This is a genomic window from Acinetobacter sp. ANC 3929 (assembly GCF_000369405.1).
Classification (GTDB): Bacteria; Pseudomonadota; Gammaproteobacteria; order Pseudomonadales; family Moraxellaceae; genus Acinetobacter.
Genome location: NZ_KB849998.1, coordinates 341,313 through 367,179 on the forward strand (window position 1 = coordinate 341,313; position 25,867 = coordinate 367,179).

At 42.7% G+C, this 25,867-nt stretch carries 29 protein-coding genes and 1 pseudogene; 10 read left to right on the forward strand and 20 right to left on the reverse strand.

The annotated features are described in order from the left end of the window. Positions 1 to 5 precede the first annotated feature (5 nt). From rpsQ to F909_RS14600, 12 genes and pseudogenes are all read right to left on the reverse strand, one after another. The gene (gene rpsQ / locus F909_RS14655) at positions 6 to 263 is read right to left on the reverse strand and encodes a 30S ribosomal protein S17 (RefSeq protein ID WP_004641057.1); all 258 of its coding nucleotides are present in this window, start codon (positions 261 to 263) and stop codon (positions 6 to 8) included. Further along, positions 260 to 457 (reverse strand): 50S ribosomal protein L29, encoded by a 198-nt coding sequence (gene rpmC, locus F909_RS14650; RefSeq protein WP_000849927.1) that lies wholly within the window; start codon positions 455 to 457, stop codon positions 260 to 262. The genes rpsQ and rpmC overlap by 4 nt, the downstream gene beginning before the upstream one ends. Next, positions 457 to 870, reverse strand: a complete 414-nt coding sequence (gene rplP, locus F909_RS14645) for a 50S ribosomal protein L16 (RefSeq protein ID WP_004657678.1) — start codon at positions 868 to 870, stop codon at positions 457 to 459. Before rplP ends, rpmC begins: the two co-directional genes overlap by 1 nt. Further along, positions 810 to 1,626, reverse strand: a pseudogene (rpsC, locus tag F909_RS14640) (30S ribosomal protein S3). Before rpsC ends, rplP begins: the two are co-directional and overlap by 61 nt. 1 nt (position 1,627) lies before the next feature. Further along, the gene (gene rplV, locus F909_RS14635) at positions 1,628 to 1,957 is read right to left on the reverse strand and encodes a 50S ribosomal protein L22 (RefSeq protein ID WP_005147130.1); all 330 of its coding nucleotides are present in this window, start codon (positions 1,955 to 1,957) and stop codon (positions 1,628 to 1,630) included. Positions 1,958 to 1,968: 11 nt separating this feature from the next. Continuing rightward, complete coding sequence (rpsS, locus tag F909_RS14630) at positions 1,969 to 2,244, reverse strand: 30S ribosomal protein S19 (protein WP_004775885.1); 276 nt, start codon at positions 2,242 to 2,244, stop codon at positions 1,969 to 1,971. Positions 2,245 to 2,257: 13 nt separating this feature from the next. Further along, positions 2,258 to 3,082, reverse strand: a complete 825-nt coding sequence (gene rplB / locus F909_RS14625) for a 50S ribosomal protein L2 (RefSeq protein ID WP_004804114.1) — start codon at positions 3,080 to 3,082, stop codon at positions 2,258 to 2,260. An 11-nt stretch (positions 3,083 to 3,093) separates the two neighbouring features. Further along, positions 3,094 to 3,414 carry a 50S ribosomal protein L23 gene (gene rplW, locus F909_RS14620; protein WP_004641070.1) on the reverse strand — a complete coding sequence of 107 codons (321 nt, stop codon included), beginning with the start codon at positions 3,412 to 3,414 and terminating at the stop codon, positions 3,094 to 3,096. After that, positions 3,411 to 4,013 (reverse strand): 50S ribosomal protein L4, encoded by a 603-nt coding sequence (rplD, locus tag F909_RS14615; protein WP_004804113.1) that lies wholly within the window; start codon positions 4,011 to 4,013, stop codon positions 3,411 to 3,413. The genes rplW and rplD overlap by 4 nt, the downstream gene beginning before the upstream one ends. Positions 4,014 to 4,024: 11 nt before the next feature. Continuing rightward, positions 4,025 to 4,663: a 50S ribosomal protein L3 gene (rplC, locus tag F909_RS14610; RefSeq protein ID WP_004775888.1), complete on the reverse strand. Its 639-nt coding sequence runs from the start codon at positions 4,661 to 4,663 to the stop codon at positions 4,025 to 4,027. 59 nt (positions 4,664 to 4,722) lie between these two features. Beyond that, complete coding sequence (rpsJ, locus tag F909_RS14605; protein WP_000070912.1) at positions 4,723 to 5,034, reverse strand: 30S ribosomal protein S10; 312 nt, start codon at positions 5,032 to 5,034, stop codon at positions 4,723 to 4,725. 227 nt (positions 5,035 to 5,261) lie between these two features. Continuing rightward, the gene (locus F909_RS14600) at positions 5,262 to 5,990 is read right to left on the reverse strand and encodes a type 1 glutamine amidotransferase (protein ID WP_005147134.1); all 729 of its coding nucleotides are present in this window, start codon (positions 5,988 to 5,990) and stop codon (positions 5,262 to 5,264) included. Between the two features lie 169 nt (positions 5,991 to 6,159). Here F909_RS14600 and F909_RS14595 point away from each other — a divergent pair, with 169 nt between their 5' ends. The 6 genes from F909_RS14595 to F909_RS14570 all read left to right on the forward strand — a co-directional run bounded on the left by F909_RS14595 (position 6,160) and on the right by F909_RS14570 (position 12,744). Beyond that, on the forward strand, positions 6,160 to 7,353 hold the full coding sequence (locus F909_RS14595; RefSeq protein ID WP_005147138.1) for a PLP-dependent transferase: 1,194 nt from the start codon (positions 6,160 to 6,162) through the stop codon (positions 7,351 to 7,353). Positions 7,354 to 7,373: 20 nt separating this feature from the next. Next, complete coding sequence (locus tag F909_RS14590; RefSeq protein WP_005147142.1) at positions 7,374 to 8,924, forward strand: helicase HerA-like domain-containing protein; 1,551 nt, start codon at positions 7,374 to 7,376, stop codon at positions 8,922 to 8,924. A 142-nt stretch (positions 8,925 to 9,066) separates the two neighbouring features. Then, the gene (gene hmpA / locus F909_RS14585) at positions 9,067 to 10,278 is read left to right on the forward strand and encodes an NO-inducible flavohemoprotein (RefSeq protein ID WP_005147143.1); all 1,212 of its coding nucleotides are present in this window, start codon (positions 9,067 to 9,069) and stop codon (positions 10,276 to 10,278) included. A 79-nt stretch (positions 10,279 to 10,357) separates the two neighbouring features. Next, positions 10,358 to 10,810, forward strand: coding sequence for an RrF2 family transcriptional regulator (locus F909_RS14580; protein ID WP_005147145.1), 453 nt, complete (start codon positions 10,358 to 10,360; stop codon positions 10,808 to 10,810). Positions 10,811 to 10,893: 83 nt separating this feature from the next. Further along, positions 10,894 to 11,670 carry a ribosome biogenesis GTP-binding protein YihA/YsxC gene (yihA, locus tag F909_RS14575; RefSeq protein WP_005147147.1) on the forward strand — a complete coding sequence of 259 codons (777 nt, stop codon included), beginning with the start codon at positions 10,894 to 10,896 and terminating at the stop codon, positions 11,668 to 11,670. A gap of 129 nt (positions 11,671 to 11,799) precedes the next feature. After that, positions 11,800 to 12,744: a metal-dependent hydrolase gene (locus F909_RS14570; RefSeq protein ID WP_005147148.1), complete on the forward strand. Its 945-nt coding sequence runs from the start codon at positions 11,800 to 11,802 to the stop codon at positions 12,742 to 12,744. 60 nt (positions 12,745 to 12,804) lie between these two features. Here the strand turns inward: F909_RS14570 and F909_RS14565 are convergent, their stop codons facing one another. Next, positions 12,805 to 14,046 carry a dicarboxylate/amino acid:cation symporter gene (locus tag F909_RS14565; protein WP_005147149.1) on the reverse strand — a complete coding sequence of 414 codons (1,242 nt, stop codon included), beginning with the start codon at positions 14,044 to 14,046 and terminating at the stop codon, positions 12,805 to 12,807. A 129-nt stretch (positions 14,047 to 14,175) separates the two neighbouring features. Beyond that, entirely contained in the window at positions 14,176 to 15,048 is an 873-nt protein-coding gene (locus F909_RS14560) for an acyl-CoA thioesterase (protein ID WP_005147150.1), read from the reverse strand. 298 nt (positions 15,049 to 15,346) lie between these two features. Between F909_RS14560 and plsB the strand changes: the two genes are divergently transcribed. Further along, positions 15,347 to 17,893 (forward strand): glycerol-3-phosphate 1-O-acyltransferase PlsB, encoded by a 2,547-nt coding sequence (gene plsB, locus F909_RS14555; protein ID WP_005147153.1) that lies wholly within the window; start codon positions 15,347 to 15,349, stop codon positions 17,891 to 17,893. A 185-nt stretch (positions 17,894 to 18,078) separates the two neighbouring features. On the opposite strand, the gene F909_RS14550 is transcribed toward plsB, so the two are convergent. Together F909_RS14550 and F909_RS14545 are read right to left on the reverse strand one after the other, a co-directional pair. Continuing rightward, the gene (locus F909_RS14550; protein WP_005147155.1) at positions 18,079 to 19,059 is read right to left on the reverse strand and encodes a putative solute-binding protein; all 981 of its coding nucleotides are present in this window, start codon (positions 19,057 to 19,059) and stop codon (positions 18,079 to 18,081) included. A 125-nt stretch (positions 19,060 to 19,184) separates the two neighbouring features. Next, positions 19,185 to 20,003 carry a Rossmann-fold NAD(P)-binding domain-containing protein gene (locus tag F909_RS14545; protein WP_005147163.1) on the reverse strand — a complete coding sequence of 273 codons (819 nt, stop codon included), beginning with the start codon at positions 20,001 to 20,003 and terminating at the stop codon, positions 19,185 to 19,187. Positions 20,004 to 20,022: 19 nt separating this feature from the next. Between F909_RS14545 and recG the strand changes: the two genes are divergently transcribed. Continuing rightward, entirely contained in the window at positions 20,023 to 22,068 is a 2,046-nt protein-coding gene (gene recG / locus F909_RS14540) for an ATP-dependent DNA helicase RecG (protein ID WP_005147165.1), read from the forward strand. Further along, a complete protein-coding gene (locus F909_RS14535) occupies positions 22,061 to 22,744 on the forward strand; it encodes a ComF family protein (protein ID WP_005147169.1) in 684 nt (227 codons plus the stop codon). Before recG ends, F909_RS14535 begins: the two co-directional genes overlap by 8 nt. Here the strand turns inward: F909_RS14535 and F909_RS14530 are convergent. Continuing rightward, positions 22,698 to 23,093 (reverse strand): NUDIX hydrolase, encoded by a 396-nt coding sequence (locus tag F909_RS14530; protein WP_005147171.1) that lies wholly within the window; start codon positions 23,091 to 23,093, stop codon positions 22,698 to 22,700. The genes F909_RS14535 and F909_RS14530 overlap by 47 nt on opposite strands. Positions 23,094 to 23,103: 10 nt before the next feature. After that, positions 23,104 to 23,688 (reverse strand): LOG family protein, encoded by a 585-nt coding sequence (locus F909_RS14525; RefSeq protein ID WP_005147174.1) that lies wholly within the window; start codon positions 23,686 to 23,688, stop codon positions 23,104 to 23,106. Between the two features lie 171 nt (positions 23,689 to 23,859). Here F909_RS14525 and F909_RS14520 point away from each other — a divergent pair, with 171 nt between their 5' ends. Next, entirely contained in the window at positions 23,860 to 24,873 is a 1,014-nt protein-coding gene (locus F909_RS14520) for a magnesium and cobalt transport protein CorA (protein WP_005147175.1), read from the forward strand. Between the two features lie 44 nt (positions 24,874 to 24,917). Here F909_RS14520 and F909_RS14515 read toward each other — a convergent pair whose 3' ends face one another. Both F909_RS14515 and F909_RS14510 read right to left on the reverse strand, forming a co-directional pair. Further along, positions 24,918 to 25,205 carry an STAS domain-containing protein gene (locus F909_RS14515; RefSeq protein ID WP_005147176.1) on the reverse strand — a complete coding sequence of 96 codons (288 nt, stop codon included), beginning with the start codon at positions 25,203 to 25,205 and terminating at the stop codon, positions 24,918 to 24,920. A gap of 11 nt (positions 25,206 to 25,216) precedes the next feature. Further along, entirely contained in the window at positions 25,217 to 25,849 is a 633-nt protein-coding gene (locus F909_RS14510; RefSeq protein WP_005147182.1) for an MlaC/ttg2D family ABC transporter substrate-binding protein, read from the reverse strand. Positions 25,850 to 25,867 lie beyond the last annotated feature (18 nt).

Here is a 25,867-nt window from a genome sequence, read left to right on the forward strand (position 1 = left end):
TCTAATTACTCAGCAGCAGCTTCAACTACTTCCACTAAAGTCCAAGCTTTAGTTTTAGAAATTGGGCGGCTTTCTTTGATGGTTACCAAGTCGCCAGTTTTAGCAACATTGTTCTCATCATGAGCGTGTAATTTAGTTGAACGGCGGATTGATTTGCCATACAACGGGTGTTGAACGCGGCGTTCAATAAGCACAACAATAGACTTGTCCATTTTGTCGCTTACGACTTTGCCGGTTAACGTGCGGACTGTTTTTTCACTCATTGTCCGTTCCCCTGTTTTTCGGTAAGGAGTGTCTTAATACGAGCAATTGTCTTACGAGCAATTTGCACTTCATGCGATTTGCCTAATTGACCAGTTGCTTTCGCCATACGAAGACGGAATTGGTTAAGCTGTTGCTCATCAAGCAAAGCTTTCAACTCTTCTACCGACTTTTCACGTAGATCTTTAGTTTTCATTACATCACCGTCCGAGTCACGATAGTGGTTTTAAACGGAAGTTTAGCAGCAGCTAAAGCAAAAGCTTCGCGCGCCAACTCATCGCTAACACCTTCAATTTCGTACAGGATCTTACCTGGCTGGATCTGACACACCCAGTATTCCACGCTACCCTTACCTTTACCCATACGTACTTCTAATGGTTTTTCGGTAATTGGTTTGTCTGGGAATACGCGGATGAAGATTTTACCACCACGTTTGATACGACGGCTAATGGTACGACGTGCAGCTTCAATCTGACGCGCAGTCATACGACCACGTTCAGTTGCTTTAATTGCAATCGAACCAAATGATACTGTACTACCACGATGCGCTAGACCAGTGTTACGGCCTTTGTGCACTTTACGGAATTTGGTACGTTTAGGTTGCAACATGGATTATTCTCCCTTGTCAGCAGCACGGTCACCGCGACGACCACGACGCTCTTGACCTTCACCACGACCACGACCGCGTTTAGCTGGACGCTCTTCAGCAGGAGCAGGGTTCATGACTTGTTTCATGCCACCTAAGATCTCACCACGGAAAATCCAAACTTTAACACCAATCGTACCGTATGTTGTTTCTGCACGCATAGTAGCATAGTCGATGTCAGCACGAAGTGTATGCAAAGGTACACGACCTTCACGATACCACTCAGTACGAGCAATCTCTGCACCACCTAAACGGCCAGAAACTTCAACTTTGATACCTTTAGCGCCAGCACGCATTGTGTTTTGAACCGCACGCTTCATAGCACGACGGAACATAACACGCTTTTCCAATTGAGAAGCAATTGCTTCAGCAACTAGACGTGCGTCCAAGTCAGGGCGATCAATTTCATTGATGCTAACTTGAGCTGGAACACCCATAATAGTGGTGAGTTCGCGCTGTAATTTCTCGATGTCTTCGCCTTTTTTACCGATAACGATACCAGGACGAGCAGTGCTAATAGTTACTTTAGCAGCGCCTGTAGGACGTTCGATAAGAATATTGCTGATCATCGCGCTCTTAAGTTTTTTAATTAAAAACTCACGAACTTGAAGATCTTTAAGCAAGTATTCAGCGTATTGTTTCGGACTCGCATACCAGTTAGCGTTATGACGTTTCACAACACCTAGGCGGATACCGATTGGATGAACCTTCTGACCCATATCAAACCCCTACCTTAACGGTGATGTGACAAGTACGCTTAGTAATACGATCTGCACGGCCTTTAGCACGTGGCATGATACGTTTAAGGCTAGTGCCCTCATCAACGTAAATCGTAGTTACTTTAAGGTCATCAACATCTAAGCTGTTGTTGTGTTCAGCATTTGCGATTGCAGATTCTAATGCTTTTTTAACGAGCACAGCTGCTTTCTTATTGCTGAAGTTTAAAATATCTATCGCACGCGCAATCGACTTACCACGGATCAAATCAGCAACTAAACGTGCTTTTTGTGCCGAGATAGCGGCACCGCGTAATTTAGCAGTTACTTCCATCATAGCACCTATTAACGTTTAGACTTCTTATCAACACCGTGACCACGATAGGTACGAGTTGGCGCGAATTCACCCAATTTATGACCAACCATGTGTTCAGTAACAATTACTGGAACGTGGTTACGGCCATTGTGAACAGAAATTGTTAAACCAACAAAGTCTGGAAGGATCATTGAACGACGTGACCAAGTTTTGATCGGCTTACGGTTGTTAGCAGCTACAGCAGCTTCAACCTTAGCGAACAAATGCGCGTCGACGAATGGACCTTTTTTTAATGAACGAGGCATTATTCAGATTCCCTTACTTGACGCGACGGTCGCGAATAATCATCTTAGTCGTACGCTTATTGGTACGTGTCTTGTACCCTTTAGCTTTTTGACCCCATGGACTTACAGGTTGAATACCTTTACTACGTCCTTCACCACCACCGTGTGGATGGTCTACTGGGTTCATCGCCATACCACGAACGGTAGGACGAATACCACGCCAGCGCGCAGCACCAGCTTTACCCAATGAACGAAGGTTGCTTTCTTGGTTAGAAACTTCACCAATTACAGCACGACATTCAACATGGACTTTACGCATTTCACCAGAACGTAAACGAACGATAGCGTAAGAACCATCACGACCCAACAACTGAACTGAAGTACCAGCAGAACGTGCTAATTGAGCACCTTTACCGATTTTAAGTTCAAGGTTATGAAGGGTAGAACCGATTGGCATGTTACGAAGTGGCAAACAGTTACCTGGACGAATTGGAGCATCGTTACCAGATTGAACTTTATCACCAGCACGTAGGCCTTTAGGCGCAATGATATAACGACGCTCACCGTCAGCATATTTCAATAAAGCAATATGAGCTGTACGGTTAGGATCGTATTCAATACGCTCTACAGTCGCAGGAATACTGTCTTTGTTACGTTTAAAGTCAACAATACGGTAGTTTTGCTTATGACCACCACCCACGTGACGTGTAGTGATGTGACCATTGTTATTACGACCACCAGTACGTTTTTTAGCTTCTACCAACGGTGCATAAGGAGCGCCTTTGTGAAGATGGTCATGAACCACTTTCTCTACAAAGCGACGTCCTGGAGACGTTGGCTTACATTTTTGAATTGGCATAATTCTCGTCCTTATTCCGCTGCGTTTTCAGCGGTATCGCCCAAGTCAGCCATTTCTACATCTTGGCCAGCTTTCAGGGTGACGTATGCTTTTTTCACATCAGAACGACGTCCTAATGTTTTACCAAAGCGTTTTGTTTTACCTTTAGTGATCGTTGTATTGATTTTTACAACTTCAACACCAAAGAGCTGCTCAACTGCTTTCTTGATTTCAAGTTTGTTTGCATTTAATGCAACTTTGAACACTTGAACACCAGCAGTATCACCTAAAACTTGTGCTTTTTCTGAGAATACTGGTCCTAATAGGACTTGATAGATACGTTCGTTGTTCATCCGAGTTCTACCTCAATTTTCTTAGCAGCAGCTACAGACATTACAACTTTATCAAATGCGATCAAGCTAACAGGATCAATAGCAGTAGCATCAACCACATCAACGTGTGGAAGGTTGCGAGCTGCGAGATACAAGTTCTCATCTACAGCATCTGTAATGATCAATGCGCGAGTTGCATTCAAGTCTGTAAGTTTTGCAAGCAAGTCTTTAGTTTTTGGAGCTGCAACAGCAAACTCTTCAACTAATACAAGACGATCTTGGCGAACAAGTTCAGCTAAGATACATTGCATTGCACCGCGGTACATCTTACGGTTTACTTTTTGAGACCAATCTTGTGGGCGAGCAGCAAAAGTTTTACCACCACCAACCCAGATAGGGCTACGAATAGAACCCGCACGAGCGCGACCAGTACCTTTTTGACGGAATGGCTTTTTACCACCGCCAGAAACATCTGCACGTGATTTGTGAGCACGAGTACCTTGACGACCACCAGCTAAGTAAGCTGTAACAACTTGGTGTACAAGAGCTTCGTTAAATTCACGTCCGAAAGCAACTTCAGACAATTCAACAGCAGAGCCGGAAACAGTTTTTAAATTCACAGTATTTCCCCTCAGGCCTTGATGGTAGGACGTACAACAACGTCACCGCCAGTTGAACCAGGAATAGCACCCTTAACAACTAAAACAGAACGTTCAGCGTCAATAGATACAATTTCAAGACCTTGAACTGTTACGCGTTCGTCACCTAAGTGACCAGCCATTTTCTTGCCTTTGAACACGCGACCAGGAGTCTGGTTTTGACCTGTAGAACCTAATACACGGTGAGATACAGAGTTACCATGAGTAGCATCTTGCGTACGGAAATTCCAACGCTTAACACCACCTTGGAAACCTTTACCTTTTGACTGACCAGTTACGTCAACAATTTGACCAACTGTGAACAGATCAACACCGATAGAAGCACCCACTTCACGGCCTTCAAGCTCAGCTTCAGTAACACGGAACTCTTTAACTAAACGACCAGCAGCAACACCCGCTTTCGCGAAGTGACCTTTCTGAGCGTTAGTTACGCGCGATTCGCGACGTTCACCAGTAGTTACTTGAATTGCTTGATAACCATCAGTTTCAAGTGTTTTGATTTGCGTAATGCGGTTTGGATCGACTTCGATAACTGTAACAGGTACAGATACACCAGCATCTGTAAAGACGCGAGTCATACCACATTTGCGACCGACTAAACCAATAGCCATGTGCATAAACCTCTAAAAAAGCGGCCTAATTAACTTATAAAGTTAATCAACCGAAAGCCTTAACCCAAAGCGATCTGAACATCAACACCAGCAGCAAGATCTAACTTCATCAATGCATCAACAGTTTTATCTGTTGGTTGAACGATGTCGATCAAACGCTTATAAGTGCGGATTTCGTACTGATCACGAGCGTCTTTGTTGACGTGTGGTGAAGTAAGAACGTTGAAGCGTTCGATGCGAGTAGGCATCGGAATTGGACCACACACTTGTGCGCCAGTACGCTTAGCGGTTTCTACGATCTCTTGAGCAGATTGATCAATCAGACGATGATCAAAAGACTTCAAACGGATACGAATTCTCTGGTTAGACATACCAGTAAACTCCAAGCCAAATATATAAAGAATCACCCATGACGCACCTCACCATTCTGGTAAGTGTCAAGGGCAGTGAAAATCACTAAGGTCATGATCGATGCCACGACTGTAATGCGTTAACTACTTTCTTCGTAGTAAACGCCCTCCATTTGAGGGTCGCTCATTATAACGATTGTTTAAGTCTTATGCAATTCTTCTTTTTATTTTTTAAGCAATCAATCCGGTTATGCACTCACGACATAATCGATTGCTTGATTCAGCAAACGATTTCCCTGTTCAAATTTACTTTTGATCGTTCTTTTTAATTCAGATATTGGTTGTACATATTCGCCATTAAAAACCGCCATATCTTCTTCATTCTCAATCAAGAGTGCCAATGTCTGTGGTGTCATTTCTGGATGAAACTGAAACCCAAGAACATTACGCCCAATCTGATACATTTGATTTCGGCAGACTTTATTCTCGGCTAAGCGCACCCCACCCTTTGGAATTTCAAAAGTTTCGCTATGCCATTGCAGTATATTCAATTGTTCTGGAATCTGAAAATAATCCTCTGGCACATGCGATGCACGACCCACATCCATCCAACCTAATTCTTGGTACTGATTGCGGCTTACGGCTGCCCCCAAGGCATTGGCAATCAACTGCCCCCCTAAACACAATCCAATGGCAGGTTTACCCGCAGCTAAATAACGCCGCAACCATCTTTTTTCGAGCTTTAACCAAGGATAATTTGCTTCATCATTCACACTCATGGTTCCTCCCATAATAATCAGCAAATCAACTTCATCTACTCGCGGTAAGGCCTCCAATTCCAATGGCAAATCGACGGGTAATGCAAAAAACTCTGTTGCGGTAATTTTTGCTTTATGTGCTTTTAAAAAATCATAGCAACTGCCAAAACCTTCGCCAGCAATGTGCTGAAAATAATGTACTCTTAAATGCGACTTCATGCGCTAAAACCTATTTGTAGTTAGAATGATAATTAGTCTTAGCAAAAATAAAGCCAGTTTTGAGCAATCGTATTAATCCGTACCGATTCTGTACAAAAGCAGCGCAACACTAGCGGCTTTGTTGATTTTCTCTTAACCTAAGTCATTATATTCATTCAGCCCACGCACCATGACAACACACAATAAAGCACAAACCAATCTGATTCATGCACCACGCCAAGCCCCGCAATACATTGCAACCGTTCAACCTCCCTTGTTTCGTGCATCAACGATTATTTTTAAAAGTACGGCGCACCTTTTTGACCGTCATTGGACCGATGCTTATGATTATAGTTACGGTACTCATGGCACTCCTACCACTTTCACACTAGGTGACAACATTGCCCAGATTGAAGGCGGTCGTTATTGCTTACTTGCACCAAGCGGCTTATCTGCGATTAATCTCGTGAATAGTGCCATTTTAAGTTCAGGTGATGAGGTTTGGGTCGCTGATAATATTTATGGCCCCAATCTTGAGCATTTAAATAATCTGCAAGATCGTTATGGCATCACGGTTAAAATTTATAATCCAATTGATGCCAATAGCTTTCAACCGACTGAAAAAGCCAAATTGATTTGGCTCGAAGCAGCGGGATCAGTCACTTTAGAATTCCCTGACTTAAAAAATTTGGTTAAAAAAGCGCAACAGGCGAATGTATTAACCGCACTGGATAATACATGGGGTGCAGGACTCGCCTTCAATGCCTTTGATTTCTCTAATGAACATTTAGCAATCGACATTAGCGTACATGCGCTGACCAAATACCCAAGTGGCGGTGGCGATATCTTAATGGGTTCAGTAGTTACACGTGATCAACAGCTGCACCATAAGCTGTATCGTATGCACGCAATCCAGGGTATTTCTATCTCCGGCGATGATACTGCACAAATTCAACGCAGTTTGGCACATATGTCACTGCGCTATGAACAGCAAGCACAAAGTGCGCTCATCCTGCTGGATTGGTTAAAACAACAACCACAGTTTAACCAAGTCCTCCACCCAAGCGATCCTAATGCGGCAGGCCATCAATTCTGGGCAGAAATTTGCAGTACTGGCAAAAGTGCAGGCTTAGTCAGTGTTATTTTCAAACCAGAGTATGATCTGGCCGCGATCCGAAAGTTCTGCGACAGCTTAGTATTGTTTAAACTCGGATTTAGTTGGGGTGGGCCAGTGAGCTTAGCGATGCTTTACGATTTAAAACACATGCGAACTTTGGAAAATACACATTTACAACAAGGTTTATTGGTTCGCTTCTGTATAGGACTAGAACATCCAGAAGATTTAATCCAAGATATTCAAAACGCATTAAAACAGCTCGAATGATATTGAACAACAGGTGAAGAATGAGTACACCAATCGTTATTGCGAAAAAAACCACAGATACAACACAAGATATTGTTTTACATTCTAAATTTGCAAACCGACACGGTTTGATTGCGGGTGCAACTGGTACAGGTAAAACGGTTACCCTGAAAGTATTAGCCGAGAGCTTTTCTCGGCTTGGTGTGCCGGTATTCCTTGCAGATGCCAAAGGCGATGTCTCTAGCCTCGCCAAAGCAGGCAGTAGCAATCCTAAATTTGATGAGCGTCTGAAAAGCCTACAATTGGATGCAATTCCTTTTGCCGCTTCACCCGTTATTTTTTGGGATTTATTCGGTCAGCAAGGCCATCCCATTCGCACCACCATTTCAGAAATCGGTCCTCTATTACTGGCGCAAATGCTGAATCTAAATGACACGCAAGAGGGTGTGCTTTCAGCCGTATTCCGTGTTGCAGATGACCAAGGTTTACTGCTGATCGATTTTAAAGATCTGAAAGCTATGCTGACCTATGTCAGTGAAAATGCAACCGAACTGAAAGCTGAATATGGCAACCTTTCTCCAGCGAGCCTCGGAGCAATTCAACGTAATTTATTGGCTTTGGGCGATCAGGGAGGTGAGCAATTCTTTGGTGAGCCTAGCCTAAATATCCTCGATTTCATTCAGACTGACACCAATGGTCATGGTTATATCAACATCCTGGCTGCTGACAAGCTGATGAACACGCCAAAGCTTTATGCCACATTCTTACTTTGGATGATGTCAGAACTGTTTGAACAATTGCCTGAAGTGGGTGATATGGATAAACCGAAGTTGGTCTTCTTCTTCGATGAAGCGCATTTACTGTTTGACAATGCCAGCCCTGCTTTACAGCAAAAGATTGAACAAGTGGTTCGTTTGATTCGATCTAAAGGTGTCGGAATTTACTTCATCACTCAAAATCCACTGGATTTGCCAGAAAGTGTATTAGGTCAACTTGGTAACCGCGTACAGCATGCCTTACGCGCGTTCACTCCCAAAGATCAGAAAGCAGTGAAAACCGCAGCAGATACCTTCCGCGCCAATCCAGAGTTTAAAGTCGACCAAGCCATTACCGAACTTGCGGTCGGTGAAGCCTTGATCAGCTGTCTAGATGAACAAGGGACACCACAAATCGTGGAACGCGGTTGGGTCATGCCTCCTTACTCCTCCTTTACCCCAATCACTCCTGAAGAACGGCAAGTGATTATTGGGCAAAGTATTGTGGCGGGTGTATACGACCAGGCTGTTGATCGTGACAGTGCCTATGAAATGCTGCAAAAGAAAGTGCTACAACAATCTCAGCAAAAAGAAGCTGATCAGCTTGCAAAACAGCAAGATAAAGAACAGGAAGCACTGGCAAAGCAACAGGCCAAAGAACAAGAACGTTTTGCTCGCGAACAGCAAAAAGCTGCAGAAAAGTCACAGCGAGATCGTGAAAAACTTACTCAAGATATCGTAGGTACTTTTGCAAAAAGTGCAGCGCGTAGTTTAGGTGGCTCTACAGGACAGAAAATTGTCCGTGGCTTACTGGGCTCATTATTCGGTAAAAAATAAATCCACACTTACTTGTAAATTAAGGGATAATTTATTATCCCTTAATTTTTTTATGGCTTTTATTTAAATATGCATTGCAAATGCATTTTATAAGATATATTTTAAATACATCTTATAAAGTAATAGCCAAGAGAGATCAAACATGACTCCACAGCAAATTGACCTAGTAAAAGCCACAGTTCCTGTATTACGCGAAAATGGTGTTGCACTGACTGGATACTTTTATAACCGTATGTTGGGCAATCATCCGGAATTAAAAGAAACCTTTAACATGGGTCATCAACGTAGTGGTGCGCAGGCCCAAGCACTAGCGGGCGCAGTTCTGGCTTATGCAGAAAATATCGAAGACCCTTCTGTGCTTTTACCTGTGGTTGAAATGATTGCGCATAAACATGTCAGTTTAAATATTCAATCACCTGACTACGGGATTGTCGGTGAAAACCTCTTGCACTCGATTAGTGAAGTCCTGAACATTTCAATGGAAGACCCATTGATTGGTGCATGGGCTGCCGCCTATGGTCAATTGGCGGACCTATTTATCAGCACCGAAAAAGCCATTTATGATCAACACCAACAAACTCAAGGGAGTTGGCTAGGTTGGCGTAATTTCAAAATTGCCAAGAAGGTCGTAGAAAGTGATGAGATTACCTCGTTCTACCTTGCACCTGTAGATGGTGGCACATTGCCAAAATATGAAGCGGGTCAATATATTTCCGTCCGTGTATTTGTACCCGAATTGAATTTAAGACAACCGCGTCAATACACACTTTCAACAAGCCCACAAGCAGATTATTTACGCATCTCGGTTAAACGCGAAGATGAAAAAGGCGAGCTCGCTGGCGGCTGGGTATCCAGTACCTTGCATGGTTTAGCTGAAGGTTCAGAAATTGAAGTATCTGCACCAACAGGTAATTTCTATCTGATTGATAGCACTAAACGTAATGTATTTATTAGTGGTGGTGTTGGATTAACACCAATGATTGCCATGCTGAATCAGTTAGTGACTTTGGACATGCCACAACCCGTCAACTTTATTCATGCCTGCCGTAGTAGCCAAGTGCATGCAATGAAGAAACATATTCAAGATGTCAAAACTAAATATCCACGTTTAAGTACATTCACTGCTTATGAATTTCCACATGCAGATGACGTTCTTGGCGAAGATTATGATGCAGCGGGCCGTCTTGATTTAAGTCTTGTAGATACTGCGTTATTACCAAGCAATGCAGATTATTATTTATGTGGTCCAATGCCATTTATGGCAGAACAGCATAAAGCCTTAGTTGCTCGTGGTATTCCTGCTGCAAACATTCACAGTGAAGCCTTTGGCACAGGTGGCGTTAAACTTAGCTAACCCATCCTACATTTTGCATAGGGCTAGTCTATGTTAGACTAGCCCTTTCTATTTCTTGCACTAGATTGAGTGAAACCACATGCAACTCAATAAGTTTACTGATTATGCACTCAGAATTCTGATGTATGTCGCTCGTCCGAGTGATGTACCTTATACGATTGCAGATATCGCAGAAGACTTGCATGTATCGCAAAATCACTTGGTTAAAGTCGTCCACTTCATGGGTAAACAACACTGGATTGTAACCATTCGTGGTAAAGGGGGCGGCTTGCGTCTCAACCCAGAAGCCAAGAATCTAAAACTGGGTGCGATTGTTCGAACCTTACAAGGTAATCATCAAATTGTAGAGTGTAATACCCCCCCTTGTGTACTTCGTGCCAACTGTGGACTGAAAGGGATTTTAGACCAAGCGTTAGAATGCTTTTATCAAAGTCTTGATCAATATACGCTTGGCGAAGTCGTCCAGCAGGGAATTATTCCATCTTCCACACGCTCCAATATCGACTTTTTAGAACTGATTCAGAAAGCTTAAAATCACATACAGATGAGGATTCGCACGAACGGCTCACATCCTTTATAATGGTCGTTGCTATTCCTATTCAAAAGTAAGCTTCTATGCGTCGCAGTGAAAAATCGAAAGACACCAAAGCCAAACTCGCACCTAAACAAAAAATCAGTTATGAAAAAAAGGCTGACCCTGCATTAACGGAATATGCAGTACAGTCTTTGACTTGGTTACGCCAAGCTGAATTTTTGATGAGTGCGCCAAAACTGGCTTTATGCGTAGAAGATACAGGCTATGAAATTGCATTTGCAGGTCGTTCTAATGCGGGTAAATCAAGTGCAATCAATGCATTAACCAATCAAAAACAACTTGCACGCGCCTCAAAAAGACCAGGCCGTACCCAAATGATCAACTTTTTCAGCTTGGGTAATCCAGATCAACGCTTGGTCGATTTACCTGGTTATGGTTATGCGGCTGTGCCTGAGGCGATGAAAATCGTGTGGCAGAAAGAACTCGAAAATTATCTAATCCACCGTAAAAGCTTGCAAGGCTTGGTTTTATTGATGGACATTCGCCATCCTTTACAACACTTTGACTTGATGATGTTGGAATGGGCACATTCACGTCATTTATTTGTACATATCCTGCTGACCAAGGCAGATAAGTTGAACCGTGGTCCTGCCAACGAAGTTTTATTCGATGTAAAACAGCAATTGAAGAAAATCAAACTCGATTTCTCGATTCAACTGTTCTCATCACTCAATCGTATTGGCCTAGAAGAACTGGCAACTGTCATGGCAGGCCGTTTGAATTACACCCTTGATCAACCGGCGGAATTTGACCTCAGCCAAATCCCCGAAGCCTCAGAAACTGACATCCAAGAATAAAAAGTGCATTTTATGCATCAAGTTGCATAAAATAATTTTTAATTGTCCCGAATTGCTAAACACAAACACTAGGCAGTTTTCATATACTGCTTAGTGTTGGTTCATTGCACTATCGATTAGGACTAAACGATGAAATTAATATCATTTGTGAAGAACAAAGTTCTTGGTTCTTCGATTGACTATAAAATCCTCCCACGCAAAGTAAAATTTGACTGGGAAAATACACCAGTGGATTGGATTCCAAACCAGCCTTTTGCCAGCTATTTTATTAATGAAATTAACAATATTTTACCTGCTGGTGAGTTTTGGTTTTGCCGTTTATATAACAAAGTCCTTCCAGAAATTACCGATGAAAAATTAAAGCAAGACGTCCAAGCCTTTATTCGTCAGGAAGCAATGCATGCCGTTGCCCACACCTCTGCCAATAAAGAATATTTGACGCAACGCAATATTGATATTCAGCGCAACCTCGACATCATGGATTTCTTATTCACCAAGGTCTTGGCAGACAAGCCTTTCGATAAAGAAATTCCGAAAGCACTCGAGCATCAGTGGGATTTATTCCGTCTAGGTGTGATTGCGACTGTTGAGCACATGACCTGTGTACTGGGCAAATATGCACTGTACAACAAGCGTTGGGAAGAACTTGGCGCAGATCCAGAAATGATCGATCTGATTAAATGGCATGGCTCTGAAGAAATTGAACACCGTACCGTTGCATTTGATCTCTATCGTCATTTGGGCGGTGGTTATATCGCACGTTACTACATGAGTGTTGCCGTCATTATCGGTGTACTTGGCCTATGGGTCGATGGTGCTGCACATATCATGAGCCAAGATCCTCGTTTTGCTGACAAGAAACCAAGCTTATTTAAACCGTGGATCTGGATCGAATGGTCGAAGATCGCATTAAAAGACGCTAAAATCTTGCCAGGTCCTGCATGGTTAGTTGCACAACAGATTGATTACCTCATGCCTTGGTATGACCCAGTCAAAGAAGGCAATACACAAGATGCTGTGAATTATTTGAATAATTCTCCAGCGGCAAAACGCGCCTTACAACCCGCCGCATAAACATGCTTTTATAGAATAAAAAAGCAGGAGTCATCTCCTGCTTTTTTGCAGCCAATCCGATCAGCTTGATTCAGCTTCTGCCTGTTTCGCGTAGCGATCAACCACGACACTAATCATCATATCGCCTTGTACATTGACCACTGTACGGACGGTATCTAACACACGGTCAATCGGCAGTAAAATCGCAATCGCCTCAGCAGGCAAGCCAACAGACTGTAGCACCATAATCATGGTCACCATACCTGCACTCGGAATCCCTGGCGCACCCAATGAAGCAATCATGGCGGTTAAACAGACAATAACCTGCTGGGTTAAACTCAAATCCAAACCCATCAGGTTTGCAATAAATAAAGCCGCAGCGGCTTCATATAAAGCCGTACCATCCATATTCAGCTGTGTACCTAAAGGAATCACGAAACCAGCAGTTTGCGGTCTCACACCCAAATTTTCTTGTGCACACTTCATACTCAGCGGCATGGTCGCTGAACTTGAACTGGTGGCAAATGCTGTGACCAAGGCCGTTCTCGCCCCTCGAAAGAAGGTGATCGGGTCCATACGACCAAAAATCCACAGCAAAGCAGGTAACACCACCACGCCATGGAAAATGGTTGTCCCTGTCACCACCGCAGCAAATTCAACCAAACGACTGAGCACAGAGAGATCTTCTGTGGCAATTAACTTAGCCAATAAAGCAAAAATCCCAATTGGTGCAAGCTTCATCACCCAGCCCACTAGCATCATCATGATGTCAAAGAATTGCTGACTGATATTACGAACTAAAGCAAAACGCTCTCCCCCCTTCACCAAAGCCACACCAAGGAATAAGGCAAATACCACCACGGCAAGTACATTGCCCTCGCTGAATGCCTTAAATGGATTTATTAAAGTGTTTTGAATAAAAGTGGTGACAAAACTTGAGGGGGTTAAAGTATCTGGGGTTTGGTGGCTGTCCATTGCGGCTTGGAACAGTTGGATATCCACCCCTTTGCCCACATCAAACAGATGCGCACAGCTAATCCCCAAAATAAGTGCCAAAGTGGTGGTAGTCAAACAGCTCAGTGCAGTAATTTTCCAGACACGTCCAAACTGCCCGCCTGCCTGCAAGTTGGAAACACCGACCACAATCGAACTAAAAATTAATGGGATCAGTAACATTTTCAATAAACCAATGAAAACACTACTTAGGATGCCTAGCCCGTAAAGACTATATTCAACAAATGCAGTTTGCGGATAGGCAAGCAATAGAAAACCAAAGGCCACGCCAAGCACTGCTGCAATTAAAATTTGTGTATTTAAATTCATTGTTTAATGGGTAAACATTTAACTTATCGGTACTATGGCATGCTCATGTTGAAGAATCGAGCAATTTTTTGTCACATCCTTATGATAAAAAAAGCCATCATAATGATGGCTTTAGTACTGCTTTAGTTTTTACTGGGTTTCGATTTCTCTGAGCCGAATCAAACCTTCTTGCACGGTACTACAGACCAACTGACCATTTTGCCACATTCGCCCAAAATTTAAGCCGCGTGAACTGGCACTAATCGTTGCTTCCATGTCGTACAGCATCCATTCATCCGCACGTAATGGGCGATGGAAATAAATAGTGTGATCGATACTGGCACACTGTAGATTTGGAGAAATCCATGACAAACCATGTGGACGTAAAGCCGTCGTCATCAAAGTAAAGTCTGAATAGAACGCCACAATCGCCTGATGTAATGAAATCTCATCAATATTCTGCGGGATTTGATCATGCGTACGAATGTAGTGCGCATAAAACGGTGCTTCAGGCTGGGGTTGAAACGGATTAATCAATTGTGTTGGTCTGATTTCCACATGACGTTCACGCATGAAACTGGCACGTACATTTTCAGGCACAAAATTAATCAGACTTTCTTTCAGTTCATTCTCAGACTTCAATGTATCTGGTTCAGGATACTCTGGCTCTTTGTGTTGATAGTTCAGACCCTCTTCTGGATTGGCAAAAGAGACCATGGCAGAAAAAATAGTACGACCATGTTGAATCGCACGGACCTGCCGACTGGCAAAGCTCTTACCGTCTCGGAGTGGCTCAACTTCATAAATGATTGGTGCATTAACATCGCCACCATACAGGAAATAGGCATGTAAAGAGTGTGCTGGACGATCTGTGGTATAAGATGCCGCTCTCAAGGCTTGTCCAAGAACCTGCCCACCGAATACTCGCTTGCCTACCAAATTGCGGCTATTGCCTCGAAAAATATGCTCTTCAAGCTTTTCCAGAGTCAACAGTTCTACCAATTCTTGAGTTAACGCATTCATGTAATAGCCTTCCAACATCAATGAGGAGAGATCAACCAATCCTTTCAGGGTTGATAATTTTGATTGTGCCACAAATTCAAATGACAATGGTCAGGATAAAATGATTCATCCGTCACGATAATGATGGATTGATTATCCGAATATGTATTTATAGCGGCTAAAAATACGATTTTTAACGATAAAATCTACCAAATACGCTATATTTTGTCAGAAAATAACATACCGTTTCATGTAAGAATATCGCAGAATGTCGGGTTCATCATGACTCGATGTCAGGATTATTATTTAGGAGTTTGTAATGTCCAAGACTGGATTTGGTCAAATGTATCGCCAACTTTCGAGTAAGTTACTTGACCTTGTGGTAACCCCACATGTTCTTGGTGAAGTTCCTACAGAATCCACCACTACAGAGCCAAACACAACCGATTCAAATAAGTTAGTTTGCTATGTTTTACAAAATTATTCGCGTAGTAATGCCTTAGTTGTTGATGGTGAGACCCGCCGCCTCAATTTAAAGCCTGCATTAGATCCCTTGAGTTTTGGGAGCTATCAAGAAAAAAATTCAGTCTTGTTTTTACATCATAACGAAAATAATTTTTTTAATACTCAAACATTCCCACCTCGCCTGTTACAACTGGTCGAAGCCTTAGAACAAAATGCAGATACCGATATTCAATTGGTCCCTGTAACTGTACTTTGGGGACGTTCACCCGATAAAGAAGATTCTTGGTTCAAATTATTATTCTCAGACACTTGGGCGACTCCAGGTACAGTCAAACAACTGATGAATATTGGTTTGCATGGTCGCCAGTCTTATTTAGAGTTCCATGAACCACAATCTTTGCGCGAGTTGGTAGATTATGCCAAGAGCAATCACCCAAATATTTCGCCAGCAACCTATATTGCCAGTTCTTTAGATACCTATTTAGATCAGCAACGTGAAGTGGTGCTTGGTCCTGACTTGTCAGACCGTCGCAATGTGATGCAATCGGTGGTCAAGTCCTCTGAGGTACAAGATGCCATTCGTCGTGAAAGCATTCAGCATAAAATCAGTATGCTCGAAGCTGAGCGTCGTGCCATTGGTTATGTCAATGAGATCGTGTCTGACTATTCAGCATCTGCGGTGCGTTTTGCCGATATGGCTTTAACCCGCTTATGGACACAGCTTTATGACGGCGTAGAAGTCCATAATTTCAGCACTGTACGTGAGCTGGCAAAAGACTATGAAATCGTTTATACCCCGTGCCATCGTAGTCACATCGACTATTTATTATTGTCCTATGTGATTTATAAACGTGGCTTGATGATTCCGTATATTGCCGCTGGTGATAACCTTAACCTTCCATTCGTTGGTCAGTTATTACGTGGTGGTGGTGCATTCTTTATCCGTCGTTCTTTCCGTGGCAATGCACTTTATACTTCTGTATTTAAAGAATATTTATACAGTATTTTATCGCGCAATACGCCTATCGAATACTTTATTGAAGGCGGGCGTTCACGTACAGGTCGTTTATTACCACCCAAAACAGGTATGTTGGCGATGACCATTCAAGGCCATTTACGTGGTCCGGCAAAACCTATCGTCTTTGTACCCACCTATATTGGTTATGAGCGTCTGATGGAAGGCTCCACCTATGTCGGTGAAATGCAAGGCCAACCTAAAGAAGCGGAATCCATTTTTGGTATCGTAAAAACCTTACGTAAAATTGAACGTATCTTCGGTAAAGTGCATGTCAACTTTGGTGAGCCTGTATTCCTGAACGATATTTTGAAACAACAGGGTGCTGAAAATATTCAAGTAGATAGCGCAAGCACCACAGAAATTTCCAATGTCGTTGCAAGCTCAGCCAATCTGATTTTAGAAAATATCAACCGTGCTGTGGTGATCAACCCAGTGTCATTGCTTTCTTTAATTTTATTGGCGACACCAAAACACACTTTAGATGAAGAAATTTGCGCGAAGCAACTCGACATTTACCGCGATTTGGCCACACAACGACCATATGATGAGCGCACACAAGTCACTTCATTGTCAGGCAAAGAGATTATTGCTTATGGCCTTAAGCTCAAGCTCATCAAACGTGTACAACATGTGCTAGGCGATATTATTGCGATTGAAGACAATCAAGCTGTATTACTGACCTATTTCCGCAACAATATTTTGCATGCCTTTGTTTTACCATCGTTAGTCGCTTCTCTGGTTGAGCACAATGGTAAAATTCACAAGAATGATTTAAGCAACGTGATCCGTACTTTGTATCCGTTCTTAAAAGCTGAATTATTTATGAAATGGCAACCTACTGAGTTGCAAAAGCAGATTGATAATTATATCGATGCTTTGGTCCAAATCGGTTTGATTTTCCAAGATCATGACGGCAATTTATTCAGCCCGACACCAAACAGCGAAGAACATCAAAAGCTAGTCACTTTAGCGCTACCCGTAAAGCAAAGTTTAGAACGCTACTACATGACGCTTGCACTGATTACTCAGCGTGGTTCAGGTAATATTTCGACCAAGCAAGTTGAAGAACTTAGTCACCTGTTAGGTCAACGCTTATCTGTATTGTATGAGTTCAACTCACCAGAGTTCTTCGATAAAGCTTTATTCCAAAGCTTTATTAAAGTGCTGACTCAGCAAAATTATATTCGCAATAATGAGCAAGGTTTCATTGAATATGATGATAACTTTAGTGAAATGGCGGCAGGCGCACAACTGGTCTTAGACGAGACTACGCTCCAAATGCTGCAGCACATCACCACATTTAGCGATGAAGAGTTAGCAGAAGCATTAGAGGCTATGGCGTCTCAACAAGCCAAACGCCGCTTAAAACGCAAGAAAGCTTAAATAGAAAATAAATCCTCCCCCAACCCTCCTTTGTCAAAGGAGGGAGTTTCAGACATCTAAAATTCTCTTAGATTCTCAATATTCCCCTCTTTTTAAAGAGGGGTTAGGGGAGATTTTAAATCAGTCATCACAAATTATGATTCACTGATTAATATTACAACTTCGGTTGCATTTTTCTTAGATGATTATCTGCGACACTCTAAATATTTTGGATCATCCAAACATCTCAAACGCTTGATCAACTCGACAAAATAAGCATCGTAATAGCCCGAATCGACGTAACGATTTCGAATCTTGGCAACCATCGCTTCATAACCTTGCTTTTCAAAGTTCGATACATCAGCCCAATAATAAGCCGGTAAATGATTTTCCCACTGCATCGCTTGTGCAGCCAAAATATGACTATTACTAACAAACCAAGCTCTAATTTTATGCCCAAAAGCTGCAGGATAAGCTTGCGGACGAATCACCACATTTACAGCAAAATAAGCGACAGGAAAATTCACCACCTGGGTCGACTCACCAAACTCTTTTTTTAAGTTATAAGGCAGTACCCCATAAGCGGGGGCAGCTAAGATATCAATTTTCTTCTGCTTAAACGATTCAATCGCATTAGCAAAATCAATATAAATTGGTTTTGCTCCGACACTTTGCACCAAAGCCTGTTGCGGTGGATTATCTGCGAGGATCCCGATTGTTTTATTCTTTAACTGAGAGACTTTACTGATTTGCTCAGTATTCATGATCATATAGGCGGTGCCAATTGGAATCATCCCCACCACTTCATAATTGCCACTGACCATTCGTTTTTCGATATTTGAATTATTCAGCAGTTGTAGAAACACCCGCGCAATACGATTATTAGGGATCAGTCCAATTCCCCCTGTTGTACCCATAAAACGGTTATAACGATAGGTATTAAAATTAGATGCCACCAAACCCGAACATTTACGCTGATCAAATGCTTGTATCGCCTCACTTTCATTCTTAAAAGTTTGTAGTTTTAACTGAACTTGATTCTGCAATGCATACAGACGAATGTCTTGCAAACGACGACTAATATCACCCTGAGTACTTAAAGGATCAAACACGCACCATGTCTGCTCAACAGCCCAACTCGCTGTCGTGATTAATCCCAGTAAGATCATGCAAATTATTTTTCTCATGTATCACCTTTACACCTCGCCGCAAACCATGTGCTCAATTCAGGCGGTTCCTTTACGGAATCTATTCGTATTTTAGATTCAAAATACATACCAACTATTTAAACTTTCTTTACAGTGTAATCTAATTATTTTTCATTACTATGTACCAATAAGGCTGCTGCATAGTCATTAAAGCAAATCAAATGGTCAAATTGAAAGCCAGTGCCAATCAAGCGTGTGGCATAAATTTGCTTACCCGTGTGTTGCTCTGACAATAGTTTTAAATGCGGTAAATTTAATTGCCGCTGAAACCACAGCAGAATTTCATGCATCGGTAAAGGCGTATTATTGGTGATGAGATAACTCTTTTGCACTTTAGATAAATTAATTAATAGTGCCAAAAACTTTGCTAAATCATCAATATGAATACGATTACTAAAATGAATCGTTGGATAAGTCGACGTTTGTTCGGCCAGCTTGGTTAACCGTGCAATCGATGTACCATAAATCCCTGTAGGACGAACAATAATACTTTGCTTTGGATAATGCGCCTGCCAAAGTAACTCCATCTTCCGCAGGATCTGCCCTTGCTCATCAGCAGGCTGTATCAGCGACTCATCATCAATTCTCTCTCCTGCATTTTCTCCATAAACACGGGTAGACGAAACTATAATGATGCGTTGTACAGGATGCGCTTGGAGTGCGTGTACAATTGGCTCAACGCTGTCTAGATAGGTCTGTTGATAAGCCTCAATACCACTTTGTGCAGGTGCAAGTAGTACATATACCATCTCAACAGGCGGCAGCCCAGTTAAATCAAGTTGCTGGATGTCCTGAATATAATGCGTCGCGTAATAATCTGTTTTTTCACTGCGACTAATTGTGCTAATGTGGTGACCTTGCTCAAATAAGTGTTTAGCGACACGCTGAGATGTTTTACCATAACCAATAAATAAAATATGCATACACACCCTTTGAGCAGAGATGACATCAGTCCAGCAATTACAAGGCGTTGGTGCTGCCGCAGCGACCCTATTAGAAAAGCTTCATATTTTTAGCACGGATGATTTGTTATTCCATCTTCCCCGTGACTATGAAGATCGTAGCACTATTATTCCAATGAATCAGCTGATCGTTGGACGAAGTTATTTACTTGAAGGTGAAGTACGGTCTGTGGATTTCCCGCCTGGGAAAAAAAAATCCCTTGCCGCTTTAGTGCAAGACGATTTTGGCAAAGTAACTTTGCGCTTTTACCACATTTATAAAGGCTTGACTGATCGCATCAAGATGGGGCAACAACTGCGAATTTTTGGTGAAGTTCGAGTGGGTGCACGTGGTTTAGAGCTTTATCATCCTGAAATTCAAGTGATCCAGCAACACACGCCTTTGCCCAAGACGCAACTCACTGCGATTTACCCGAGTACCGAGGGGCTGACTCAACCCAAGCTACGCGAATATGTTCGCCAAGCCTTGCAGCATCATAGTGATGACTTACCTGAATTACTGCCTAGCAAGTACAGCAATGGTTATGAGCTTAAACAAGCCTTGCATTACATTCATGAACCACCGATTGATGCCAACATGTTACAGCTCAATCAAGGTTCGCATCCAGCGCAACAACGTCTGATTTTTGAAGAACTGGTCGCGCATCAAATCAGTTTGTTAACACGTCGTGCTTATATCCGCCAGATTGCTGCGCCACGCTTTAGCAGCAGTAAAGTACTTGCGAAGAAGCTATTGGAAGGCTTGCCTTTCCAGATGACCAACGCACAAAAGCGTGTATCCAAAGAAATCTTGCAGGATCTTAAACAAGATCAGCCAATGTTGCGCTTGGTACAAGGTGATGTAGGCGCAGGTAAAACCTTAGTGGCCGCAGTCGCGGCGTGTCACGCCTTAGAGGCAGATTGGCAAGTGGCACTTATGGCACCGACTGAAATTTTAGCTGAACAGCATTATTTAAACTTTAAACGCTGGTTTGAGCCCTTGGGCATTCAGGTGGCATGGCTTTCTGGCAAACAAAAAGGTAAAGCCAGAACCCTAGCGGAACAACAAATCAAAGAAGGTCATGCCCAACTGATCGTAGGTACCCATGCGCTATTTCAAGACACGGTTGGATTTTCCAAACTAGGCTTGGTCATTATTGACGAACAACACCGTTTCGGGGTCGATCAACGGCTTGCTTTACGCAACAAAGGGGCTGATCAATTTACTCCGCATCAATTAGTGATGACGGCAACCCCTATTCCTCGCACTCTAGCCATGAGTGCCTATGGTGATTTGGATACCTCTATTATTGATGAGTTACCACCTGGTCGAACGCCAATTCAGACGGTAACGATTCCCTTAGAGCGTCGTGAACAGGTACTGCAACGCATTGCCAGCAATTGCCGCGAAGGTAAACAAGCTTATTGGGTCTGTACCTTGGTAGAACAATCTGAAACGCTGGATGCGCAAGCGGCAGAAGCCACATACCAAGAGATTAAAGATCGCTTTCCAGACATCAACATTGGTCTGGTACATGGCAAGATGAAAGCAGATGAAAAGCAAGCAGTCATGCAAGCATTTAAGGACAATCAGTCACAGCTTTTGATTGCCACCACGGTGATTGAAGTTGGGGTCGATGTACCGAATGCGTCTATTATGGTGATTGAAAATGCGGAACGTTTAGGACTATCGCAACTGCATCAGCTTCGTGGTCGTGTGGGTCGTGGTGCCACCGCCAGTTTCTGTGCCTTACTCTATAAGACCCCTTTATCACAAAACGGTCAAGAACGTCTGTCGATTCTCCGTGAGAGTAATGATGGTTTTATCATTGCAGAAAAAGATTTAGAAATACGTGGCCCCGGTGAATTGTTAGGAACCAAGCAAACGGGGGATATGGGCTTCCGTGTCGCACGTTTAGAACGAGATGATCATTTACTCACACAAGCGCATTACGTCGCTGAGCAAATTTTAAAAGACTATCCACAACATGCGGAAGGATTATTAAAACGCTGGCTGCCTGAAGCCCCAAGATATGCCTATGTTTAAACGACTTGGCGCATCGGCGCAGCAACTGTTTGATTATTTTACGCCTTGCAGTCTCTGTGACATCGGCATGAAACGACACTTTGGCGTCTGCCAGAGTTGCTGGCAACAATTACCTTGGTTCAAACAAAGCATTGAACGGAATCAACAGCAAATTCTGGTGGCCTGTCATTATCAGTATCCGATTGACCGCATCATTCAACAGTTTAAATATGAACAAAAACTACACCATCAACGTTTATTGAATGGCCTGTTATTACAAGTCAGACTTCCAAAAGTTCATGCGATTGTACCGATGCCCATTTCGGTTGATCGTCTAACCGAACGTGGTTTTAATCAGGCCCTGCTTTTGGCCAAATCACTGAGTACTCACTTAAATGTCCCTGTATGGCAACCTGTACAACGCTTAGCACAGCATTCACAAAAAGGCCTGTCACGTTTGGAACGGCTGGAAGATATTGAACAACAATTTGTCGCAGCACCACCCAACCCGATTCGTTACCGCAAAGTGTTAATTGTCGATGATGTACTCACGACTGGCAGTTCAATTACGGCACTATCCAAAGTCTTGGAACAACTCGGCTGCCAACAAATCTACAGTGTCTGCGTAGCAGCCGCACAAAATCCATCAATCAATTCATTCGATTTTGCTGACACCAAGGAATCACAACCTCTTTAGTCAACGGGGCCAATAAAGTGGACTGATCATCAAGTTCAATCCATTTCATTTCCGCAATTTCCGCTGCAATTTGTGGCATCTGTTTTAATTTAACCGCATAGACATAACTCACCAAAACATGATCAGGCTCATTGGCTGCAGCAGTCTCAAACTGACCAATGAATTGCGTCAGTTCACATTCACAGCCAATTTCTTCCAAAATTTCACGTTGCATCGTCACTTCAGGCGCTTCATCAACCTCAAGCTTGCCACCCACTTGCATAAATGCCTGAGTATTTTGCTTACGCACTAACAGCAATTGGTTTTGTTTATTTAAAATGACGGCAGCTGCCACAGTGATGGTTTTCACGAGTTGATCCTTAAGCTTGAATTTCAGTGGTCGACGTCCACTTTGGTGTCACAGGCTGATATACCGAAAATGCCGCCAGAATATCATTAATTTGCTCCGCTACAATTAAGCGATCCACAAAACGTTCCTGACTAAAACCACGCTCAACTGAAGCTTGTAGCATCTTAATCAAGTCATCATAAAAACCGTCAACATTTAAAAATGCACAAGGTTTTTGATGAATTCCGAGCTGACTCCAGGTCCATTGTTCAAAAATTTCTTCCAAAGTTCCTGCCCCACCCGGCAAGGCCACAAAAGCATCAGATAGCTCAGCCATTTTGGTTTTACGTTCATGCATATTATTCACGATATGCAATTCGGTTAAACCGGTGTGAGCCAGCTCTCGATCCACCAAAGCATTTGGAATGATCCCAATCACTCGCCCACCTGCCTGTAAGGCACTATCCGCCACCACACCCATTAGCCCCGAACGACCACCACCATACACCAGGGTTTTCCCCTGTGCTGCAATTGTCTGGCCTGTTGCCTGCGCCATTTGCTGATAAATGGGATCATTACCGAGAGACGAACCACAGAAAACACATATAGAATTCATACAATTAAAACCGTTTTATATAACTGTCATGCTGATAAAGTAGGCTATGTAACAAGATTTTTGAGAAAATAGCGTTTAGGCAAGTGTTTTTCGTTTCATCCTTGTCTAAAATACACGCTGCTTTTCGGTAAAAGGCCGAAAATTTACATCGACTGCGCGAGGAAAAAAGACATGCTTGAAGCCTTTTATGCCACAGAGCGCGGTAGTCTAGAAGATGCAACCATTAATGGAAGTTTTGATCTCCACCCTGAACTGGTTTGGATTGATCTCATCGCGCCATCCCAAGAAGAACAACAATGGGTCTTGGATGCCTATGAGCAAAACTTACCGACCTTAAAGTCACTTGAAGACATTTCCTCATCTGCACGATTTTACCGCGATGATGATGGAATTTTGCATATCAGCACCTATTTTTTAACAAAGAATAAAAATTATCAAGTCGATGGCGATGCAGACGACTCCTTACCCATGTTAGCAATGGTACAAACAGTTGCATTTATTTTGCATAAAGATCGCTTATTCACCATGCGTGGTGAAAAGCTGGTCGCATTCCGTGCATTCCGTGCCCGCGCTCGTCGTAATGACTATGATATGGACTATAAAGATCCAACATGGATCTTACTCGGTTTACTTGAAGCGAAACTGGATGAGCTTGCGGATATCTTGGAAGATATCCACAAGGACTTGGAACGATATTCCACAGAAGTTCTGAATAACCATCATCGCGAGAAAATTTTAGATCTAGATGACATGATTACGCGCTTAGCCCAACAAGAAGATATGCTGGGAAAGGCACAACTCTGTTTAATTGATTTACGTCGAGTATTGACCTTTTTAGCGCGCCCACGCGCATTGGGCAGTCATATTTATGATGCCGACATTCGCGAGTTGAGTGAAGACGTTCGCTCACTGGTTGAACATGATGCCTTCTTATTCCAAAAAGTGCGATTCTTACTGGATACCACCTCTGGATTCATTAATACCGAGCAGAACGATACCATTCGTCGATTCTCGATTTTACCAAGCATGCTTGCGCCACCGATGCTGATTGCCAGTATTTATGGGATGAACACTGATGTGCTACCTTTTGCTCATGGCAGCTTAAGTTTTTGGATCGTCATCGGTATTCTGATAGCATTCTTAGTGTTACCCATGTTTTACTTCCGTTGGAAGAAATGGATCTAATAAAAAAGCACCTTACGGTGCTTTTTTATATCGACAAGATTTCATCAAATTAATTTCAAATCATCTTGCAGATGGCAGGCTTGGATAATCTTCAGCATTTTTTCAGACACATTTTTAAAATGCAGCCCCTTATTTTCAGGCGTCTGGCGCAACCATTGCACCAAGACCGCCAAAGATAAAGTATTACCTTGTTCAAGCTGAGCCAAATCTACAACCAAAGGAAAATCCTTATGTTGTCGAATATGCTTCAAACCTGCCTGATAAATCTGTTCTGCATTCGCAAAGTTAATCGTTTTTGAAACGATTAACAGCTGATCAATATACTGAATCACCCATCACCTACTTATTTTTTGCTGGTTGCAGCTTCTGCATCAGGTTTAAAGGTTGCAATCGCTTTATTGATGTCACCGCCATTACGCTGAACGGTTGCAGCAAACTGGTTACGGAATTGCAAACCAAGATCAATACCAGAAACATTGATATTACGTACTTTCCACTGATCGCCCTTATCTGTTAACTGGAACGATACAGGGATTTTCTCACCATTATGTAAGAAGTCCAATGTTACCACTGGGTTCTTGCTATTGGTCGATTTGAAAGGACGCATGGTGTAGCTTTCATTAGTATATTTCGCGAAAGCACCACCATAGTTTTCAATAATCACGGCACGGAAGTTTTGCTCAAACTGAGCACGCTGTGCAGCAGTCGTATATTGATTATTCGCGTAAGTACCGAGCACAATACGTGTAAATGCTTGCGAATCTACATACGGATCAAGGTTTTGACGAATAATTGTTCTAACTAAAGCTGGGTTATTCTGTAATTTAGCGTTATCTGCTTTTAAACGCGTAATTAAGCCATCAGCCACACGTTTAACAAAATCAGGTGGGGTCTCTGTTGGTGCTGCAAATGCCGCACTTGCAAGCATTGTTGATAATACGCTTGCTGTTAGAGTTTGTTTCAATAATGTGTTCACTTCAATCTCCTAACCTGA

Coding starts and splice junctions, on each gene's coding strand:
- rpsQ (WP_004641057.1), bottom strand. CDS start 263: ATGAGTGAAAAAACAGTCCGCACGTTAACCGGCAAAGTCGTAAGCGAC.
- rpmC (WP_000849927.1), bottom strand. CDS start 457: ATGAAAACTAAAGATCTACGTGAAAAGTCGGTAGAAGAGTTGAAAGCT.
- rplP (WP_004657678.1), bottom strand. CDS start 870: ATGTTGCAACCTAAACGTACCAAATTCCGTAAAGTGCACAAAGGCCGT.
- rplV (WP_005147130.1), bottom strand. CDS start 1,957: ATGGAAGTAACTGCTAAATTACGCGGTGCCGCTATCTCGGCACAAAAA.
- rpsS (WP_004775885.1), bottom strand. CDS start 2,244: ATGCCTCGTTCATTAAAAAAAGGTCCATTCGTCGACGCGCATTTGTTC.
- rplB (WP_004804114.1), bottom strand. CDS start 3,082: ATGCCAATTCAAAAATGTAAGCCAACGTCTCCAGGACGTCGCTTTGTA.
- rplW (WP_004641070.1), bottom strand. CDS start 3,414: ATGAACAACGAACGTATCTATCAAGTCCTATTAGGACCAGTATTCTCA.
- rplC (WP_004775888.1), bottom strand. CDS start 4,663: ATGGCTATTGGTTTAGTCGGTCGCAAATGTGGTATGACTCGCGTCTTT.
- rpsJ (WP_000070912.1), bottom strand. CDS start 5,034: ATGTCTAACCAGAGAATTCGTATCCGTTTGAAGTCTTTTGATCATCGT.
- F909_RS14600 (WP_005147134.1), bottom strand. CDS start 5,990: ATGAAGTCGCATTTAAGAGTACATTATTTTCAGCACATTGCTGGCGAA.
- F909_RS14595 (WP_005147138.1), top strand. CDS start 6,160: ATGACAACACACAATAAAGCACAAACCAATCTGATTCATGCACCACGC.
- F909_RS14590 (WP_005147142.1), top strand. CDS start 7,374: ATGAGTACACCAATCGTTATTGCGAAAAAAACCACAGATACAACACAA.
- hmpA (WP_005147143.1), top strand. CDS start 9,067: ATGACTCCACAGCAAATTGACCTAGTAAAAGCCACAGTTCCTGTATTA.
- F909_RS14580 (WP_005147145.1), top strand. CDS start 10,358: ATGCAACTCAATAAGTTTACTGATTATGCACTCAGAATTCTGATGTAT.
- yihA (WP_005147147.1), top strand. CDS start 10,894: ATGCGTCGCAGTGAAAAATCGAAAGACACCAAAGCCAAACTCGCACCT.
- F909_RS14570 (WP_005147148.1), top strand. CDS start 11,800: ATGAAATTAATATCATTTGTGAAGAACAAAGTTCTTGGTTCTTCGATT.
- F909_RS14565 (WP_005147149.1), bottom strand. CDS start 14,046: ATGAATTTAAATACACAAATTTTAATTGCAGCAGTGCTTGGCGTGGCC.
- F909_RS14560 (WP_005147150.1), bottom strand. CDS start 15,048: ATGAATGCGTTAACTCAAGAATTGGTAGAACTGTTGACTCTGGAAAAG.
- plsB (WP_005147153.1), top strand. CDS start 15,347: ATGTCCAAGACTGGATTTGGTCAAATGTATCGCCAACTTTCGAGTAAG.
- F909_RS14550 (WP_005147155.1), bottom strand. CDS start 19,059: ATGAGAAAAATAATTTGCATGATCTTACTGGGATTAATCACGACAGCG.
- F909_RS14545 (WP_005147163.1), bottom strand. CDS start 20,003: ATGCATATTTTATTTATTGGTTATGGTAAAACATCTCAGCGTGTCGCT.
- recG (WP_005147165.1), top strand. CDS start 20,023: ATGACATCAGTCCAGCAATTACAAGGCGTTGGTGCTGCCGCAGCGACC.
- F909_RS14535 (WP_005147169.1), top strand. CDS start 22,061: ATGTTTAAACGACTTGGCGCATCGGCGCAGCAACTGTTTGATTATTTT.
- F909_RS14525 (WP_005147174.1), bottom strand. CDS start 23,688: ATGAATTCTATATGTGTTTTCTGTGGTTCGTCTCTCGGTAATGATCCC.
- F909_RS14520 (WP_005147175.1), top strand. CDS start 23,860: ATGCTTGAAGCCTTTTATGCCACAGAGCGCGGTAGTCTAGAAGATGCA.